At 73.3% G+C, this 17,331-nt stretch carries 15 protein-coding genes and 1 riboswitch; of the genes, 9 read left to right on the forward strand and 6 right to left on the reverse strand.

The window, feature by feature from the left end:
• Positions 1 to 77: 77 nt before the first annotated feature.
• A riboswitch (M-box (ykoK) riboswitch) is annotated at positions 78 to 254 on the forward strand.
• 357 nt (positions 255 to 611) lie between these two features.
• The 3 genes from ACFWIS_RS10590 (at position 612) to ACFWIS_RS10600 (ending at position 3,974) form a co-directional block, all read left to right on the forward strand.
• A complete protein-coding gene (locus ACFWIS_RS10590; protein ID WP_380457484.1) occupies positions 612 to 2,297 on the forward strand; it encodes an NRAMP family divalent metal transporter in 1,686 nt (561 codons plus the stop codon).
• Between the two features lie 206 nt (positions 2,298 to 2,503).
• Complete coding sequence (locus ACFWIS_RS10595) at positions 2,504 to 3,238, forward strand: MgtC/SapB family protein (protein ID WP_380457486.1); 735 nt, start codon at positions 2,504 to 2,506, stop codon at positions 3,236 to 3,238.
• A gap of 58 nt (positions 3,239 to 3,296) precedes the next feature.
• Positions 3,297 to 3,974: a YoaK family protein gene (locus tag ACFWIS_RS10600; RefSeq protein WP_380457489.1), complete on the forward strand. Its 678-nt coding sequence runs from the start codon at positions 3,297 to 3,299 to the stop codon at positions 3,972 to 3,974.
• Positions 3,975 to 4,078: 104 nt separating this feature from the next.
• Here ACFWIS_RS10600 and ACFWIS_RS10605 read toward each other — a convergent pair whose 3' ends face one another.
• Positions 4,079 to 4,735, reverse strand: coding sequence for a DUF3592 domain-containing protein (locus ACFWIS_RS10605; RefSeq protein ID WP_380457492.1), 657 nt, complete (start codon positions 4,733 to 4,735; stop codon positions 4,079 to 4,081).
• Positions 4,736 to 5,095: 360 nt separating this feature from the next.
• Between ACFWIS_RS10605 and ACFWIS_RS10610 the strand changes: the two genes are divergently transcribed.
• From ACFWIS_RS10610 to ACFWIS_RS10620, 3 genes are read left to right on the forward strand one after another with little or no spacing between them, the layout of a single operon-like run.
• Positions 5,096 to 5,620: a PadR family transcriptional regulator gene (locus ACFWIS_RS10610; protein WP_380457495.1), complete on the forward strand. Its 525-nt coding sequence runs from the start codon at positions 5,096 to 5,098 to the stop codon at positions 5,618 to 5,620.
• Positions 5,617 to 6,303 carry an ABC transporter ATP-binding protein gene (locus ACFWIS_RS10615; RefSeq protein WP_380457498.1) on the forward strand — a complete coding sequence of 229 codons (687 nt, stop codon included), beginning with the start codon at positions 5,617 to 5,619 and terminating at the stop codon, positions 6,301 to 6,303. The genes ACFWIS_RS10610 and ACFWIS_RS10615 overlap by 4 nt, the downstream gene beginning before the upstream one ends.
• Positions 6,300 to 8,534 carry an FtsX-like permease family protein gene (locus tag ACFWIS_RS10620; protein WP_380457501.1) on the forward strand — a complete coding sequence of 745 codons (2,235 nt, stop codon included), beginning with the start codon at positions 6,300 to 6,302 and terminating at the stop codon, positions 8,532 to 8,534. The genes ACFWIS_RS10615 and ACFWIS_RS10620 overlap by 4 nt, the downstream gene beginning before the upstream one ends.
• A gap of 98 nt (positions 8,535 to 8,632) precedes the next feature.
• Here the strand turns inward: ACFWIS_RS10620 and ACFWIS_RS10625 are convergent, their stop codons facing one another.
• Positions 8,633 to 9,085: an NUDIX hydrolase gene (locus ACFWIS_RS10625; protein ID WP_380457504.1), complete on the reverse strand. Its 453-nt coding sequence runs from the start codon at positions 9,083 to 9,085 to the stop codon at positions 8,633 to 8,635.
• Between the two features lie 36 nt (positions 9,086 to 9,121).
• Positions 9,122 to 10,621 carry an SDR family NAD(P)-dependent oxidoreductase gene (locus ACFWIS_RS10630; RefSeq protein WP_380457507.1) on the reverse strand — a complete coding sequence of 500 codons (1,500 nt, stop codon included), beginning with the start codon at positions 10,619 to 10,621 and terminating at the stop codon, positions 9,122 to 9,124.
• 292 nt (positions 10,622 to 10,913) lie between these two features.
• Here ACFWIS_RS10630 and ACFWIS_RS10635 point away from each other — a divergent pair, with 292 nt between their 5' ends.
• Positions 10,914 to 12,353: a GuaB1 family IMP dehydrogenase-related protein gene (locus tag ACFWIS_RS10635; RefSeq protein ID WP_380457510.1), complete on the forward strand. Its 1,440-nt coding sequence runs from the start codon at positions 10,914 to 10,916 to the stop codon at positions 12,351 to 12,353.
• On the opposite strand, the gene ACFWIS_RS10640 is transcribed toward ACFWIS_RS10635, so the two are convergent.
• Positions 12,354 to 13,343 (reverse strand): DUF5995 family protein, encoded by a 990-nt coding sequence (locus tag ACFWIS_RS10640; RefSeq protein WP_380457513.1) that lies wholly within the window; start codon positions 13,341 to 13,343, stop codon positions 12,354 to 12,356. It lies immediately after the preceding gene.
• A gap of 180 nt (positions 13,344 to 13,523) precedes the next feature.
• Here ACFWIS_RS10640 and ACFWIS_RS10645 point away from each other — a divergent pair, with 180 nt between their 5' ends.
• Complete coding sequence (locus ACFWIS_RS10645) at positions 13,524 to 14,366, forward strand: poly-gamma-glutamate hydrolase family protein (RefSeq protein ID WP_380457516.1); 843 nt, start codon at positions 13,524 to 13,526, stop codon at positions 14,364 to 14,366.
• A gap of 49 nt (positions 14,367 to 14,415) precedes the next feature.
• Here ACFWIS_RS10645 and ACFWIS_RS10650 read toward each other — a convergent pair whose 3' ends face one another.
• Positions 14,416 to 14,805, reverse strand: coding sequence for a DUF3224 domain-containing protein (locus ACFWIS_RS10650; protein ID WP_380457518.1), 390 nt, complete (start codon positions 14,803 to 14,805; stop codon positions 14,416 to 14,418).
• Between the two features lie 186 nt (positions 14,806 to 14,991).
• Positions 14,992 to 16,080 (reverse strand): PP2C family protein-serine/threonine phosphatase, encoded by a 1,089-nt coding sequence (locus tag ACFWIS_RS10655; RefSeq protein WP_380457521.1) that lies wholly within the window; start codon positions 16,078 to 16,080, stop codon positions 14,992 to 14,994.
• A 126-nt stretch (positions 16,081 to 16,206) separates the two neighbouring features.
• On the opposite strand from ACFWIS_RS10655, the gene ACFWIS_RS10660 reads away from it, so the two are divergent.
• Entirely contained in the window at positions 16,207 to 17,154 is a 948-nt protein-coding gene (locus ACFWIS_RS10660; protein WP_380457523.1) for a pseudouridine synthase, read from the forward strand.
• Positions 17,155 to 17,331 lie beyond the last annotated feature (177 nt).

Genomic DNA, 17,331 nt, shown 5'->3' on the forward strand with positions numbered 1-17,331 from the left:
TTCTACAAAGCTGTCGAAGGTCAGCCGAAAAGGTGACTCCGGGCGGCCGGGCCGGTCTATGCTTTGGGAGGTTTGAAAAGGCACCTCGTTCGGTGAGGCGTCTTCACGGACACAGGCCACTGACCCGACGACGTCGAGAGACGCCCAGGTTCAGGACAGGTCTTCCCGAGTTAAGGGTTGACCCCAAGTGGCTTCCGGCCGATCCGGCTGGACACGCCGTGGAGTGCCAAAGCTCTGACGAGTTGGGGTGTACCGGTCCTCGAAGGCCGGTGTGCTCCTTGCCGTGTCGCGATGCGGCGCACAGACGGTGCGCCCCCGACCGGGAGGAGGCGAGAGACATGGACTGCGATAGTCCGGGCCACAGTAGCCCCTACCCCCGCATGCTCTCGAACACCTCCGGCACGCGGTAACCAACTTTCCCTGCGCGTTCACCCGGCGCTTCGTCGTGCGCTCAAGCACGCCTCGACGCAAGCCGCCTGACGCCTCGTCATGCCCGCACGGCCGCCGCCGCTCAGCGTCGCCGTACGGAGTCGATGCCGTGCGCCCGCAGGGAGGTTCGCTGCTGCGTGCCCCCTGACACCCCCTCAAGGAAGGGGGAGGGAGGCCCCGCCATGACCAACGTGATGCTGGACCCGAACGTCTCCACGGTCCCCACCGGCCCCACTGCCGCCGCCGCTCCGGACGCCGCCCGGTCCGCCGTCCTGGACGACGCCCACCTCGGCGACATCAAGGGTGCGCTCGGCACCATCCGACTCGACGACACCACCCCCCGCCACGGCCTCTCCGCCCGGCTCAAGACCCTGCTGGCGATCGTCGGCCCCGGCCTGATCGTGATGGTCGGCGACAACGACGCCGGCGCCTTCTCGACGTACGGCCAGGCCGGGCAGAACTACGGCACCCAGCTGCTCTGGACGCTGCTGCTGCTCGTCCCGGTGCTGTACGTCAACCAGGAGATGGTGCTGCGGCTGGGCGCCGTCACCGGCGTCGGGCACGCCCGGCTGATCCTGGAGCGGTTCGGCAAGTTCTGGGGCGCCTTCAGCGTCATCGACCTCTTCCTGCTCAACGCGCTGACCCTGGTCACCGAGTTCATCGGCGTCACGATGGCCGCCGGGTACCTGGGCCTGCCCAAGGTCGCCTCGGTGGTGCTGGCGGCGGCGATCATCATCGCCTCGGCCTTCACCGGCTCCTTCCAGCGCTTCGAGCGGGTCGCCATCACGCTGTGCGTCGGCTCGCTGCTGCTGGTCCCGATCTACTTCCTGGTCCACCCCAAGACCTCGCAGATGGCCCACGACTTCGTGACCCCGAGCATGCCCGGCGGCGCCGGCCAGCTCGCGGCCGTCATGATGGTGATCATCTCGATCGTCGGCACCACCGTCGCCCCCTGGCAGCTGTTCTTCCAGCAGTCGTACGTCATCGACAAGCGGATCACCCCGCGTTTCATGAAGTACGAGAAGGTCGACCTGTGGATCGGCATCGCGATCGTGATCATCGGCGCGGCCGCGCTGATCGGCCTCACGGCGGCGGCCTTCGCGGGCACCGACGGCTTCGGCCAGTTCTCCGACACGGCCGCCGTCGCCAAGGGCATCGAGGCCAAGGCCGGCCACCTGGCGGGCGTCCTGTTCGCCATCGCCCTGCTGGACGCCTCGATCATCGGCGCCTTCGCCGTCTCGCTCTCCACGGCCTACGCGATCGGCGACGTCTTCGGCATCAAGCACTCGCTGCACCGGGGCGTCAAGGGCGCCAAGGGCTTCTACGCGGTCTACGCCGGCCTGGTGGCCGTCGCCGCGGCCATCACCCTGCTCTCCAACGGCTACACCCAGGGCCTGATCACCCAGTTCGTCCAGGTGCTCGCCGGGGTGCTGCTGCCCTCCGCCACCGTCTTCCTGCTGCTCCTCTGCAACGACAAGGCGGTCCTCGGCCCCTGGGCCAACGGGCCGAGGACCAACGCCTTCACCTCGACGGTGGTCGGCGTGCTGGTGATGCTCTCGCTGATCCTGACCGCCTCGGTGGTCTGGCCGGGCATCAGCTCCGACGCGATCCTGTGGATCATGGGCGGCTGCGGCGTGGTGGGGGTGCTGGTCGCCGGATACTTCTTCACCGCCGGCCGCACCGGCACCAAGGAGGACCCGATCGACCGCACCGGCCGGGCGAACTGGCGGATGCCCCCGCTGGAGACCCTGGGGAAGCCGGTGATGTCCACCGCCCGCAAGGTCGGCATGGGCGCCCTGCGCGCCTACCTGCTGATCGCGATGGTCATGGTCATCATCAAGGTCGTCCAGACCGCGCTCAACCACTGAGCCGCCGAGCGGAAGCCCGTACGGACGGGTGGCGGGCAACGGCTCGCCACCCGTCCGTTCCCTTTCCCGCGGTCTCCCTGAACGGCTGAAACCGCTGAGCAGCTGAGCCGCTGAGCCGCTGAGCCGCTGAGCCGCTGGGCCGCGGAACAGCCGAACAGCGGCACCCGTGAACCCCTGAACCGTGAACCCCTGGAGGAGGTGCCGCCGTGCACACCCTGACCACCGTCGAGTTCCTGGTCCGGATCGCCACCGGCGTCGCCTGCGGCGCGCTGATCGGCGTCGAGCGCCAGTGGCGGGCCCGGATGGCCGGCCTGCGCACCAACGCGCTGGTCGCCGCCGGCGCCACCCTGTTCGTCCTGTACAGCGAGGCGGTCGGTGACACCGGAAGCCCCACCCGGGTCGCCTCCTACGTCGTCTCCGGCATCGGCTTCCTCGGCGGTGGCGTGATCCTGCGCGACGGCGCCGGCGTACGTGGCCTCAACACCGCGGCGACGCTGTGGTGTTCGGCCGCCGTCGGGGTGCTGGCCGCCTCCGGCAAGCTGGAACTGGCCGCCCTCGGCACCCTCGCCGTGCTCGCCGTCCACCTGGTGCTGCGCCCGGCCGGCCGGCTGCTCGACCGCTCCCCGCAGTCCGGCAGCGACCCGGACTCCACCTCCCGGGCCACCGTCCACCTGGAGTGCGAGCGCAAGGCCGAGACCCACATCCGGGCCCTGTTGCTCCAGGCCCTGGCCGCCTCCGGCCTCGCCCCCACCGGCTTGCGGGTCCGCCGCACCGAGCAGGGCGACGCCACCAGCCTGCGGGCCACCGTGGCGATCACCGGCCAGGTCGCCCCCGCGTTGGAGCAGGTCGTCAGCCGACTCTCGCTGGAGCCGGGCGTACGGGACCTGCACTGGCACCTGGACGACGACTCGGACGACCCGAGCGGCCCGGCACTCGCCTGAGCACGCCGAGGGGGTAGAACGGAAGGTCCGTCAGCCGAACCTTCCGGGAGGCCGCCCGATGCTGAAAGCCGACCCCGAGCACGGCCCGCTGGTGCCGATGCTGCTGGTGCTGACCCTGGTCACCGGGGTGGTGGACGCGGTCAGCTACCTCGAACTCGGGCACGTCTTCGTCGCCAACATGACCGGCAACGTGGTCTTCCTCGGCTTCGCCCTGGCCGGCGCCCCCGGACTGTCCGCCACCGCCTCACTGGCCGCCCTCGCCGCCTTCCTGCTCGGCGCCCTGGTCGGCGGCCACCTCGCCCGGCACCTGCCCGGCCACCGGGGCCGACTGCTGACCGTCGCCGTCGCCGCCCAGGCGGTGCTCCTCGCGGGGAGCACCGTCCTGGCGGCGGCGGCCGGCCACGGATCCGAACCCGCCCGCTACACCCTGATCGGCCTGCTCGCCCTCGCCATGGGCGGCCAGAACGCGGTGGTCCGCTCGCTGAAGGTCCCGGACCTCACCACCACCGTGCTCACCATGACCATCACCGCCCTCGCCGCCGACCGCACCGGCCCCCGCCGGGTCGCCTCGGCCGGCTGGATGTTCGCCGGAGCGCTCCTCGGCGCCGCCCTGGTCCTCCACGCCACGGTCACCGTCGCCCTGGCCCTGGCGCTCGTCCTCCTGATCGCCGTCGCCATCCTGACCCACCACGCCGCCAGTCCCACCCCGGCCCCGGGCTGGACGGAACGCCGCTGAGGCCTGTTCCGAAGGCTCTGGGTCGGGGGCGTCCGCCGTTCCGCTCCGCCCGCGCCGGTCACTCCGCTTCGCGCCCGCGGGTCACTCCGCTCCGCCCGCGCCGGTCACTCCTCCCGGCGGTGCCCCGCGCGGCCGCTCCAGAGCGGTTCGAGGCGGGCCCAGCCGGCGGTCCAGTCCTCCTCGGCCCGGCGGTCGAGGGCCTGGAGGCGCAGCCGCAGGGCGAGGGTGAGCAGGGCGGCGAGGGTGAGCAGGGCGCCGGCGCCGGTGCAGGCGGCGGAGACGGCGAGGGCAGCGCGGTTGACCGGGGGAGCGGTGGCGTTGCCGGCCGGGTCGACCCAGACCGGGACGACGCTGCCGGCGACGGCCGAGGTCGGGGCCTCGACGGTGCCGGTGTGCGGGGTGGCGCCGGGGTAGCTCCAAGTGGCCCGGACGTCGGCCCGGTTGCCGTAGCCGCCGGAGAACCGGCTGCCGGAGTGGCTGGCGTGGTCGGCGGTGGCGGTCACCACGGCGTCGATCCGGTGCAGCCGCGCGTTGTCGGCGGCGGCCTGCGGTGCGGTGGCGCGGTAGAGCAGCAGCGCGCCACCGGCGGAGAGGGCGGCGGCCAGCAGTCCGCCGAGGAGGGTGAGCAGCCAGGCGCGGGCGCGGGAGCGGTCGAGGGAGCGGGCCAACGGTTCGTGCCGGGCACCGAAGGCCCGCCGCAGCTGACGGCCGGTTCGCCGCGGGAGCGACGCGGGCCGGGCCGGGCGGGGTGCGCTGGACACGCTGGGGCCTCCTCAGGGACGCGGGCGCGTACGGGGTTTCGTCACCCAATCTCCACCCGACCGCCCTCCTCGCACAAGAGTGGGTCACGCTTCCGGTGCCGTGGGCCCCCGTCGGCCGGGACGTTCGGCCCTCGGCGGCGGCGCTCCGGCGGGGCAGGCTGGAGTCCGGCCGCGCCCTCCGTGCCTGGGTGCGGCTCCGGGCCGGTGACCGTGGGGGTGCCGGGCCGTGGTGCGGAGCGGGAGGCGGTCGTACGGCCGTCTCCCGCCCGCCCCTGTGCACGAGTTGACGTCTCACCAGGTCAGCGGCGTATTCTCGCCAGCTATACACTCGGTGTATATCCCTGGTGTATGGTCCTCCTCATGAGTGTTCCTTTGACCCTCCTTGGACTGCTGGAGCGGGAGCCGAGCCACGGCTACGACCTCAAGCGTGACTACGACTCCTTCTTCGGCCGGGGAAAGCCCCTGCCGTACGGCCAGGTCTACGCGACCCTCGGCCGACTGGCCCGCGACGGCAAGGTGATGGCCGGTGAGGCCGAGCCCGGTGACGGGCCCGAGCGCAAGCGTTACGTCATCACCGAGACCGGGGCGACCGAGTTCGAGACCTGGCTCCAGGAGCCGGTCGCGCCCGAACCCACCCTGCAGTCCGTGCTGTTCACCAAGGTGGTGCTGGCCCTGCTGCTGGGCCGCGACGCCGAGCTGTACCTGGACACCCAGCGGGCCGCCCACCTGCGCCGGATGCGCGAACTCACCGAACTGCGCCGCTCCGGCCCGCTGGTGGACGCCCTGCTCGCCGACCACGGACTGTTCCACCTGGAGGCCGACCTGCGCTGGATCGACCTGACCGTCGCCCGGCTCGACGCCCTGGCCGCGGAGGTGCGCGCATGACCACCGTCATCGAGGCCCGCGACATCGCCCTCGCCTTCGGCGAGACGCCCGCGCTGCGCGGAGCGAGCCTGTCCGTCGAGGCCGGCGAGGTGCTCGCCATCATGGGCCCCAGCGGCTCGGGCAAGTCGACGTTACTGCACTGCCTGGCCGGCATCCTGGTGCCCGACGCGGGCGAGGTGCTGTTCAACGGGCAGCGCCTGGACACCATGGCCGAGTCCCGGCGCAGTGCCCTGCGCCGGGACAAGTTCGGCTTCGTCTTCCAGTTCGGCCAGCTGGTACCGGAGTTGACGGCCGAGGAGAACGTGGCCCTGCCGCTGCTGCTGAACGGTGTCCGCCGGGGCGCCGCCCTGGCCCAGGCCCGGCCCTGGTTCGCCCGGCTCGGCCTGGACGGCCTGGAGCGGCGCCGTTCCGGCGAGTTGTCCGGCGGACAGGCCCAACGAGTGGCGCTGGCCCGGGGGTTGGTGGCCCGCCCGGAGGTGCTGTTCGCCGACGAGCCGACCGGCGCGCTGGACTCGCTGACCGGCGAGCAGGTGATGGAACTGATGGTCTCCTCGGCCCGGGAACAGGGCACCACCGTCATCCTGGTCACCCACGAACCGCGGGTCGCCGCCTGCGCCGACCGCGAGGCGATCGTCCGCGACGGCCAGGCCCGTACCCTCTCCACCGGATCGGTGGCCCCGTGATCGTCTTCTCGCTCCGACTGGCCGTCAGCGGCGGCCGGGAGGCGGTGGCCCGGCTGCTGATGATCGCGGCGGCGGTCGCGATCGGGGTCGGGCTGCTGCTGTCCACGTTCGCCGGCATGAACGCGATCGACCGCGCCAACGCGCGGCAGCTCTGGATGAACACCGGCGTCAAGGGCGCCACGGCCGCCGCCCCGGCCGACCCGCTCTGGTGGGGCGCCCGGATGGACTACTACCGGGGCAAGACCGTCTTCCGGGCCGAGCTCGCCCCGACCGGTCCCACCTCGCCCGTGGTGCCGGGGCTGAGCAAGCTGCCGGCCCCGGGCGAGTACTACGCCTCGCCCGCGCTGGAGAAGCTGCTGAGCGACACCCCGGCCGTGGAACTCGGCGACCGCTTCCCCGGCCGGCTCGTCGGCACCCTCGGCGACGACGCGCTGCCCTCCCCGGACACCCTCGCGGTGGTGATCGGCCGCGCCGCCGACGAGGTCAAGGTGCTGCCGAGGGCCCACACCGTCACCAGCATCGCCACCGTGCTGCCCACCGACTGCGCGTACGACTGCTACGGCGGGGGCGTGCACGGCGACCGGATGGTCCTGCTGCTCACCGTGGTGGCCGCCGCGATGATCTTCCCGGTGCTGATCTTCATCGGCACCGCGACCCGGCTGTCCGCCGCCACCCGGGAGCAGCGCTACGCCGCGATGCGCCTGGTGGGCGCGACGCCCGGCCAGGTGTCGGTGATCTCGGCGGTGGAGTCCACGGTGGCCGCGCTGATCGGCACGGCCGTCGGCTTCGGCCTGTACTCCGCGCTGAAGCCGGTGGTGGCCGACGTGCCGTTCACCGGCGACCGCTTCTTCGCCGCCGACCTCGGCCTGACCCTGCCGCAGGTGGCCGGGGTGGTGCTGGGCGTGCCGCTGGCGGCCGCGCTCGCCGCCCGGTTCGCGCTGCGCCGGGTCACCATCTCGCCGCTCGGGGTCTCCCGCCGGGTCACCCCGAAGCCGCCGAGCCCCTGGCGGCTTGGCCCCCTGGTGGCCGGCCTGGCCGAGCTCGGCTACGTCGTCGGCAACCACCCGAAGACCACCGACGGGCAGTCGCTGGCCTACCTGAGCGGCTTCGTGCTGGTGATGCTCGGCCTGGTGATCGCCGGCCCCTGGCTCACCCTGACGACCGCCCGGGCGGTGGCCCGGCGGACCAGCCGGCCGGCCTCGCTGATCGCGATGCGCCGCCTCTCGGACGACCCCCGGGCGGGCTTCCGCTCGGTCGCCGGACTGGTGCTGGCGCTGTTCGTGACCACCGGCACCCTGGGCATCATGGGCACCATCAACGCCAACCAGAGCACGCTGAACGGCGCCCCCTCGGTGCGCAAGGCGATCGTGGCCACCCCGTTCGGCAACCGCGAGGACGCGTCGGTCCTGCCAGCGGTGCCCGACGGCGTGCTGGCGCGGGCCCGGGCCGTCCCCGGGTTCCGCGGGATCGCCCTGGTGCACGACAACCCGGCCGGGGCCGGCGCGTACCAGCGGGGCGAGCGCCGGTTCGTGCCCAGCCTGGTGAGCTGCGCGGACCTCGCCCAGACCCCCGTGGTCGGCCACTGCGCCCCCGGCGCCGCCGTCGCGGCGGTCGACCCGTACCAGTTCGTCGACCTGCTGGACGCCTCCCAGCACGAGTGGCCGGCCGCAGCGGTCTCCGCGCAGGAGGTGGCCGGGCTCCCGGTGCGGATGCTCTACGCGACCACCGACGGCTCCGAGTCGGCCAAGGAACAGCTGCGGACCCTGTTCATGAAGGAGTTCCCGACCTACGAGCCGCGGTTGGCCGAGGACTGGTCCTCCGAGGGGCAGAAGAAGCTCCAGAGCTGGCGGCAGCTGGCGAACGTGGTGCTGCTGACCACCCTGCCGATCGCCGGATGCAGTCTCGCGGTCAGCGTGGTGGCCGGACTCTCCGACCGCCGACGGCCGTTCGCGATGCTGCGGCTGACCGGCGCGCCGCTGCGGCTGCTGCGCCGGGTGGTGGGGCTGGAGAGCGCGCTGCCGCTGCTGGTGGTCTCGGCGCTCGCGATCGGGACGGGCTTCGCCGCGGCGGCGATGTTCCTCAGGTCGCAGATGGGCTACGGCCTGGTCCCGCCGGACCTCAGCTACTACGGGCTGACCGGCTTCGGACTGGCCGCCTCACTGGGCATCATCGCCTCCACCCTGCCGCTGCTGCGGCGGATCACCGGGCCGGAGGCGGCCCGCACCGGCTGAGTCCCGCACCGGCTCAGTCCCGCACCGGCTCAGTCCTGCACCGGCTCAGTCCTGTAGCGGAGTCGACCACCCCGTCGCCCGTGGATCCGTCGCGCGGATCAGCGGGCGACGGGGTAGCTGTCCGTCCCGTCCCGCCGTACGTCGTCCAGCCCGGACAGCCAGCTGCCGAGCACCAGCGCGGACGGGTAGAACATCGGCTCGGGCAGCGCGTCCACCGGGAAGCGCTCCCAGCCGGCGCAGGCGTGCGGCTCGGTGACCAGCGCTTCGGCCAGGCTCGGCGGCGCCAGCACGGCGGCGGTCAGCCGGGGCCGGCCGAGCTCGTGGTCCAGGTGCACGGCGAGCACCCGCATCCCGGCCTCGGGCAGCACGATCCCGGTCTCCTCGGCGAGTTCGCGGGCCGCCGTCCGCTCGAAGGACTCGCCCGGGTCGACCTTTCCGCCGGGCAGGCTCCAGGTCGGCGGCTCACCGGCCGTGATGCGGCGGCCGAGCAGCACCCGGCCGTCCCCGGTGGGCACGACGATCCCGGCGCCGAGCAGCGGTGCGGTGGTCAACTCGGGTTCTCCTTGGGGCTGGTGGTGCCGGGACGGTTACCAGTTGGCGCGCTCGTAGTCCTTGAGGAAGCAGCCGTAGAGGTCCTCGCCCGCCTCACCGCGGACGATCGGGTCGTACACCCGGGCCGCGCCGTCGACCAGGTCGAGCGGGGCGTGGAAGCCCTCGTCGGCGAGGCGCATCTTGTCCGGGTGCGGCCGCTCGTCGGTGATCCAGCCGGTGTCGACGGCGGTCATCAGGATGCCGTCGGACTCGAACATCTCCTGCGCGCTGGTGCGGGTGAGCATGTTCAGCGCGGCCTTGGCCATGTTGGTGTGCGGGTGGCCGGCGCCCTTGTAGCCGCGGTGGAACACGCCCTCCATCGCGGAGACGTTGACCACGTACTTGCGGCGGGACGCGGACGCGGCCATCGCCGGGCGCAGCCGGCTGATCAGGATGAACGGCGCGGTGGAGTTGCAGAGCTGGACCTCCAGCAGTTCCACCGGGCCGACCTCGCTGACGGTCTGCACCCAGCTGTTGGTGGGCGCGAGGTCGGGCACCAGGCCGCCGGCGTCGATCGCGGTGCCGGCCTCGATCCGGGCCGGGGTGGCGGAGCCGGTGACCAGGGCGAGCGAGGTGACGTCCTCGGCGGCCAGCCGCTGCCCGCCGTCGCTCGCCTGGTGGGGGAGGGCGGGCAGGTCGACGCTGCCGCTGTTGAACCGGCCGATGGTGGTGGACTGGGGCAGCTCGCCGGCGGGCAGCGGGGCGCCCTCGGCGTTGACCAGCTCGCGGTAGGACTCCGCCGGGCGGCGGACGGTCTGCGCGGCGTTGTTGATCAGGATGTCCAGCGGGCCGTCGGCGGCGACCTCGTCCGCGAGGGCCATCACCTGGGCCGGGTCGCGCAGGTCGATGCCGATGATCTTGAGGCGGTGGATCCACTCGGCGCTGTCCGGCATCGCCGTGAAGCGGCGGATCGCGTCGTTGGGGAAGCGGGTGGTGATGGTGGTGTGGGCGCCGTCGCGCAGCAGCATCAGCGCGATGTACATCCCGATCTTGGCCCGGCCGCCGGTCAGCAGCGCGCGCTTGCCGGTGAGGTCGGCCCGGGCGTCCCGGCGGGAGCGGTTCAGGACGGCGCACTTCTGGCACAGGTTGTGGTAGAAGGCGTCGACCTCGACGTAGCGGGTCTTGCAGGTGTAGCAGGAGCGCGGCCGCTCCAGGATGCCGGCGATCTCGGTGGTGGTGACGGTGGTCAGGCCGAAGGCGCCGGCCGTCTCGTCGTCGATCCGGGACGGCGCGCCGGTGGCCGTTCGGGCGGTGACCTCGCGGTCGTTGGCCGTCTTGCGGGCCCGGGTCTCCTGGCGGCGGCGCTGCTTGAGGGTCCGGAATATGCCGCCGACGGCCTGGCGGACGGTGATCGCGTCCGGGTGGTCGACGTGCAGCTCGTCGAGTTCGGCGAGCACCTCCAGGCAGAGCTTCAGCCGCTCGGGGTCGAGACCAGGACCGTAGTCGATCTCCTCCTCGCCTAGACCCTGCTCGATGTCCGTCTGCTCGATGCTCACGCCTGGTGCCGCTTTCCCACTCGCCTCGCCGTTACCGCCTGAATGCTACGGGAGCGGCCCCGGCCGGGGCGAAAGCCGGAGCCGGGGCCGGGGCCTTGGAGGATCACACATGTCTACGCGCGGAGCATTGATCATGGCTTGTGCACACCCCCAGCAATGCTCCTCGAACTGGCATTTGCCCCCGCCCTCACGGAGAATCGAATGCTGGGTGCCGGGCGCCCGAGTGCGCCCCGGCGGCATCGCCGCAACCGCACCCGAGGTGTACCTTCCCCCAGCCGGAGAGCCCCCCTTCATGCGCTTCCTGAACGACCTCAAGCCCTCGTACGACCTGACGTACGACGACGTCTTCATGGTCCCCAGCCGTTCCTCCGTGGGCTCCCGGCAGGCCGTCGACCTCTCCTCGAACGACGGCACCGGCACCACCATCCCGCTGGTGGTCGCCAACATGACCGCCATCGCCGGCCGCCGGATGGCCGAGACCGTCGCCCGCCGCGGCGGCCTGGTCGCCATCCCCCAGGACATCCCCACCGAGGTCATCGCCGACGTCATCTCCTGGGTCAAGCAGCGCCACCTGGTGGTCGACACCGCGATCACCCTGGCCCCCGGCGCCACCGTCGCCGAGGCCCTCTCGCTGCTGCCCAAGCGCGCCCACGGCGCCCTCGTGGTGGTCGAGGACGGCAAGCCCGTCGGCGTCGTCACCGAGTCCGACTGCCAGGGCGTCGACCGCTTCACCGGCCTCGCCGACATCATGTCCCGCGACCTGCTGCTGCTGGACGAGGGCACCGACCCGCGCACCGCCTTCGACAAGCTCACCGAGGCCCACCGCAAGCTCGCCCCGGTCGTCGACGGCGAGGGCAAGCTGGTCGGCCTGCTCACCCGCAGGAACGCGCTGCGCGCCACCCTGTACACCCCGGCCGTGGACGCGAACGGCAAGCTGCGGATCGCCGCCACCGTCGGCATCAACGGCGACGTCGCGGGCAAGGCCAAGGCGTTGATCGACGCCGGCGCCGACGTGCTCGTCGTCGACACCGCGCACGGCCACCAGGAGAGCATGATCAGCGCCCTGCGCGCGGTGCGCGGCCTGGACCCGCGGATCCCGATCGTGGCCGGCAACGTGGTCTCCGCCGCCGGCGTGCGCGACCTGGTCGAGGCGGGCGCGGACATCCTCAAGGTCGGTGTCGGCCCCGGCGCCATGTGCACCACCCGGATGATGACCGGCGTCGGCCGCCCGCAGTTCTCCGCCGTCCTGGAATGCGCCGCCGAGGCCCGTCGGCTCGGCAAGCACGTCTGGGCCGACGGCGGTGTGCGCCACCCGCGCGACGTCGCCATGGCGCTGGCCGCCGGCGCCTCCAACGTGATGATCGGCTCCTGGTTCGCGGGCACCTACGAGTCCCCGGGCGACCTCCAGACCGCCGCCGACGGTCGCCAGTACAAGGAGAGCTTCGGCATGGCCTCGGCCCGCGCCGTCAGCAACCGCACCGCCCAGGACTCCTCCTACGACCGGGCCCGCAAGGCGCTGTTCGAGGAGGGCATCTCGCACTCCCGGATGTTCCTCGACCCGGCCCGCCCGGGCGTGGAGGACCTGATCGACTCGATCGTGGCCGGTGTGCGCAGCTCCTGCACCTACGCGGGCGCCAACACCCTGGAGGAGTTCCACGAGAAGGCGATCGTGGGCATCCAGAGCGCGGCCGGCTACGCCGAGGGCAAGCCGCTGCACTCCAGCTGGGCCTGATCAGGCACAGCAGGCGTCCGTACCGTCGGCCGTCCGGGCCCCCGTCGCGGGGGGCCGGACGGCCGCGGCCGTCTCCGGGGTGCCGGTCCGGGGGTGCCCGGGCTGGCTCTGGGAGCTGTCGTGACTCTGGTGACCTTGGTGGCCTTGGTGGCCACCGTGGCTGTGGTGGGCGCCGTGGTCGCAATGGACGCGGTGATCGCTGCGGCTCTCGTAGGGCACCAGCGGGAGCAGCAGGGCGTGGCCGAGCAGCCCGACGGACCCGTCCAGTGCCGCGTCGAAGGCCCGGGTGGCGGACGGGAGCGCGCGCAGCTCCCAGAGCGCCTGGACGGCGGACCAGGCCCCCTCCCTGGCGGCCTCGACCGACCAGGTGCCGAGCAGGTGGGCGAGCGGACCGGTGTGGTCGAGGTGACCGGCGGGGGTGGGCGGGCCGGTGGGGGTGGGCGGCCCGGCGTGGGTGAACAGGCCGGCGCACTCCGGCAGCTCGGGCCCGGGCAGCAGCTGCTCCCGGGCGACCGCCTCGACCTCGGCCAGCACCCCGTTGATCCGGTGGTAGTCCCGCTCGACCTCGGCGGGCGCGCAACCCCGGCGGCGGCAGAGGTCCACCACCGCCAGCGGCAGGTCGTGCTGGATGTGGGCGTTCATCCCGGCCAGCGCGAACTGCAACGGGTGCACGCCCGGGTGGGCGCGCAGCGCGAACAGCGGCCGCCAGCAGGCGGGCGGCTCCTGCCCCGCCGCGTCGCTGTCCACGGCCAGCAGGTACCGCCCGGCGAACACCGTGTCCAGCTCGGCCATCGCCGGTGGATCGGCGAAGTACCCGTCCGCCAGCCGGTCGCGGACCGCCTCGGTGACGGTGAGGTAGAGCCGGTTGAAGACCGCCACTCCGTCGGAGAGCGGCAGGGCCGCCGCGATCTCCCGCAGCCGGCCGACCACCTCCTCGACCGTCGCCGGCGTACGGGCCGTAACCGTAGGGGCAGTTGCTGTTCCGGGCATGTGCCACCCTCCGATGCCGATCGTGCACTGATCGCATCATCGTGGCAGTGTGGAGTGGCGCCCGGCGCTCGCGGCACGCGCCCGTCGGGCCGGTGTCACACGATCAGGCCGACCGCGCCGCGCCGGATGCGGCCCCGGCCGCGACTTTGCTCCGACTTTACCTATCTCCCACCTCCTGCCATGATCCCGATCGTGATCAACCGTCGTACCCTGATCGCCGCGTTCGCCGCGGCCCCGGCCCTCAGCGCCCTCGGGGCTGCCGTGGGCGGCAGCCCCGCGAGCGCCGCAGACAGCTATCCCTCCAACACGGCGCTCTACGCCGACCCGACTCTGACCGAGGGCGTGGACTACGGCCGCCGCTACCGCCGGCACCTGATCGACGACCAGAGCCCGCAGGACCGCGCGGCCCCCGTCCGGACCACCGTCATCGCGCCGCACGGCGGCGGCATCGAGGGCGGCACCTCCGAACTGTGCCTGGCCGTGGCCGGTTACCACCCCGTCGGCCTTGCCCCGACCCCGCCCGGCGGGCCGGTGCACGACTTCTGGATGTTCGAGGGCCTGCGAGCCACCGACAACGGCGCGCTGCACGTCACCTCGACCCACTGCGACGACACCGTGGCGCGGGCGATGTGCTCCGGCAGCCTCAATGTGCTGTCGCTGCACGGCTGCACCGCCACCAGGGCCGGCCTGGAGGCGGGCGCCCGGGCCGTACTGGTCGGCGGCCTGAACTCCGCCTTCCGTCAGTACCTGATGGAGGAGTTCGCCACGGCGGGCATCCGTGCCGTGACCGCCTCCGGGGAGGAGGAGATCGCCGGCATCGCCCCGGAGAACATCTGCAACCGCAGCATGCTCGGCATGGGCGCCCAGCTGGAGCTGACCACCGAACTGCGGGCCGCGATGTTCGCCCCGGGCAAGAACGACCGGTTCGACCGCGCGGCCAATACGCTGCCGCTGTTCTGGAGCTTCACGGCGGCCGTCCGGGCCGCGATCCAGCGGCTGGAGGCGACCCAGCCCGTGCTGTGACACTCGGCTCACCCGCCGTGCCGTGCCCGCCGGGCGAACTGGGCAGGGGTCAGCCCAGCTCGTACGCCAGCACGTAGGTGTGGGTGCCGGACTCGTCGACGGTCAGCCGGAACTCGCCGGTGATCCCGGCCAGTTCGCCCGACCCCGTGCCCGGCACCACGCGTATCGTCACCCCGGTGGTGTCCCAGGCGGCATGTTGGAGTACGAACGAGCCGGCGCGCCCGTCCAGTTCGCCCGTCACGTGCTCCACCGCGACGTAGGAGGCCGGCCCGCCCGACACGTCGCCGACGGACAGCATCCTCACCTCGCCGTGCCCGCTCAACCCGCCGGTGAAGGTCTTGGCGATCCTGACCCGGCCGAAGGCGGAGCCCGCCTCGTGCTGCTCCGTCTCCTCCGGCTCGAACGCCGTCACCGTGAACGACCCGCTCGCCTTCGCCATGGCACGCTCCCCTCGTCGGTTCCCACCAGCGGCCGGGCCGAATGCCCGTCCACGCGTCCACGCGTCCACCCGTTCACCGGTGCACCCGCGCACGCGGCCGACCCGCACGATCGATGCCTGGTCGACTGTGGGTGAAGCCTCGCACGCGCCACTGACAATCGAGCCCGCACTCCCGCCCCGGCCGCCTCAGTGGTCCCAGCGCAGCGCCAGCAGCGCCGCGTCGTCGGCCAGCCCCGGGTCGCCGACCCAGCCCCGGACGTCCGCCAGCACGGCGTCCAGCAGGTCCGCCGGGCTGCTGCCGTGCAGTCCGGGAAGCCGCTCCGCCAGCGGGTAGAACCGGCCGTCGGCGTCCCGGGCCTCGGACACCCCGTCGGTGTGGAGCAGCAGCAGGTCGCCCGGGCTCGGATCGAAGCGGCTCGCCGAGTAGTCCTGCCCGGTCAGCTCGCGCAGGCCCAGCGGCGGCGCCGGCACGGCCGGCGCCAGCTCGTCCACCCTGCCCGCGCGGCGCAGCAGCGGGGGCGGATGCCCGCAGTTCACCACCCGTACCGGCTCCCGGCCGGCCGGGACGTCCAGCAGCAGCGCGGTGGCGAACCGCCCGTCGCCCGGCCGGGCGGTGAGCGCCGCGTCGAGCCGCTCCGCCAGCCGCCCCGGGTCGGGCTCGGTGCGCGCCGCCTCCCGGAACACCCCCAGGACGTCCGCCGCCGTCTCCACGGCCGGGAGCCCGTGCCCCTGTACGTCCCCCAGCAGGATCCGCACCCCGAAGCGGGTCTCCACCACGGCGTAAAGGTCCCCGCCGATCCGCGCCTCGGCGGTCGCCGCGACGTACCGCACGGCCAGCCGCAGCGGCCCGATCCGCTCGGCAGGCGGTCGCAGCAGGGCCCGCTGGGCCGCCTCGGCCACCGTCCGCACCTGGTACAGCTCCCGCTCCCGGGCCGCCACCAGCAGCACGCTGGCCGCGCTGGCCAGGGTCGCGGCCAGCACGGTGACCGGCACGCTGATCCGCACCGAGAGCGGCAGTACGGTGTTGGTCGACTCCAGTACGCCGACCGCCAGCAGTGCCGCCGCACCGACCAGCAGCGGTACCCGGGCCTTGCGGGTGGTGGCACCGATGAGCACCGGAGCCACGGCGAGCAGCGGCGACAGGGTCGCGCCCGGGCCGAGCGCCAGGGCCGCCACCACGGCGGCGACCAGCAGCACGAGGGCGCCGTACAGCAGCAGCCGGGTCCGCCGTGGCAGGTGCAGCGGCGGAAGCCCGTCCGGGCCGTCGGCGCTCACGCGAATTCCTCCAGGAATCGAAGATGCTTCGGGCCCCGAGGGCCTTCGAACCACTTTCCCCGCCCGGCCCCGGGTCAGCACCTCGGCGCGGGCCCGACGGGGCCGCGCACTACCCTTGGCCGGGAGATGAGACGCAAGAGCCACCGCCCGACCTCACCCCTCCCGCAGCGCCGCGGCGTGGACCCGGTGCACCTGCGGCTGCCGCCGGAGGGTGACTGGCCGACGGTCCGGGACCACCTGGTCGAGCGGTTGCCCGCGGTGGCCGCGGCGCGGATCGAGACGGCACTGCGCGACGGCGAGATCGTCGGCGAGCAGGGCCCGATCGCCTACGACGAACCGTTTCGCCCCGGTGCGCACCTGTGGTTCCACCGGGACCACCCGGAGGAGGTGCCGGTCCCCTTCGAGCTGGTGGTGCTGCACCGCGACGAGCACCTGGTGGTCGTCGACAAGCCACACTTCCTGGCCACCACCCCGCGCGGCCGGCACGTGGTGGAGACGGCGCTGTCCCGGCTGCGGCACGACCTCGACCTGCCCGTGCTCAGCCCCGCGCACCGGCTCGACCGGCTCACCGCGGGCCTGGCCATGTTCGTGGTCCGGGCCGAGGAGCGCGGCGCCTACCAGACGCTGTTCCGGGACCGCCAGGTGCGCAAGGAGTACCGGGCGGTCGCCCGGTACGACCCGGAGCTGAGCCTGCCGCGCACGGTGCGCAGCCACATCGTCAAGGAGCGCGGGGTGATCGCCGCCCGGGAGCTGGACGCGCCGCCGAACAGCGAGAGCCGGATCGACCTGCTGGAGCACCGCGACGGCCTCGCCCGCTACCGGCTGCGGCCGCTCAGCGGGCGCACCCACCAGCTGCGGCTGCACATGAGCGGGCTGGGACTCCCGATCCTCGGCGATCCGGTGTACCCGGTGGTGCTGCCCGAACCGGCCCCGGACGACTTCCGCCGGCCGCTGCAACTGCTCGCCTCGGCCATCGAGTTCACCGACCCGCTGACCGGGCGGGAGCGCCGCTTCGAAAGCCGCCGCACGCTCGCCGCCTGGACCGACCCGTCCGGCTGGCGGGCCGGAGGCTGACCGTGGCCTGACCGGGCTCCCGTCCTGACTCCCGGCCCGGCCAGGCTCCCCTCCCCACCAGGCCGGGCTCCCGGCCAGGCCAGGCCTGGCCCGGTCCTAGGCCCAGGCCAGGCCCGGTCCTAGGTCCGGCCGACGATCTAGGGCGAACGGAGGATCCGGTCCCGGTACCGGTGGCCG

It is taken from the genome of Kitasatospora sp. NPDC127060 (genome assembly GCF_042724935.1).
In the GTDB taxonomy this organism is placed as follows: domain Bacteria; phylum Actinomycetota; class Actinomycetes; order Streptomycetales; family Streptomycetaceae; genus Kitasatospora.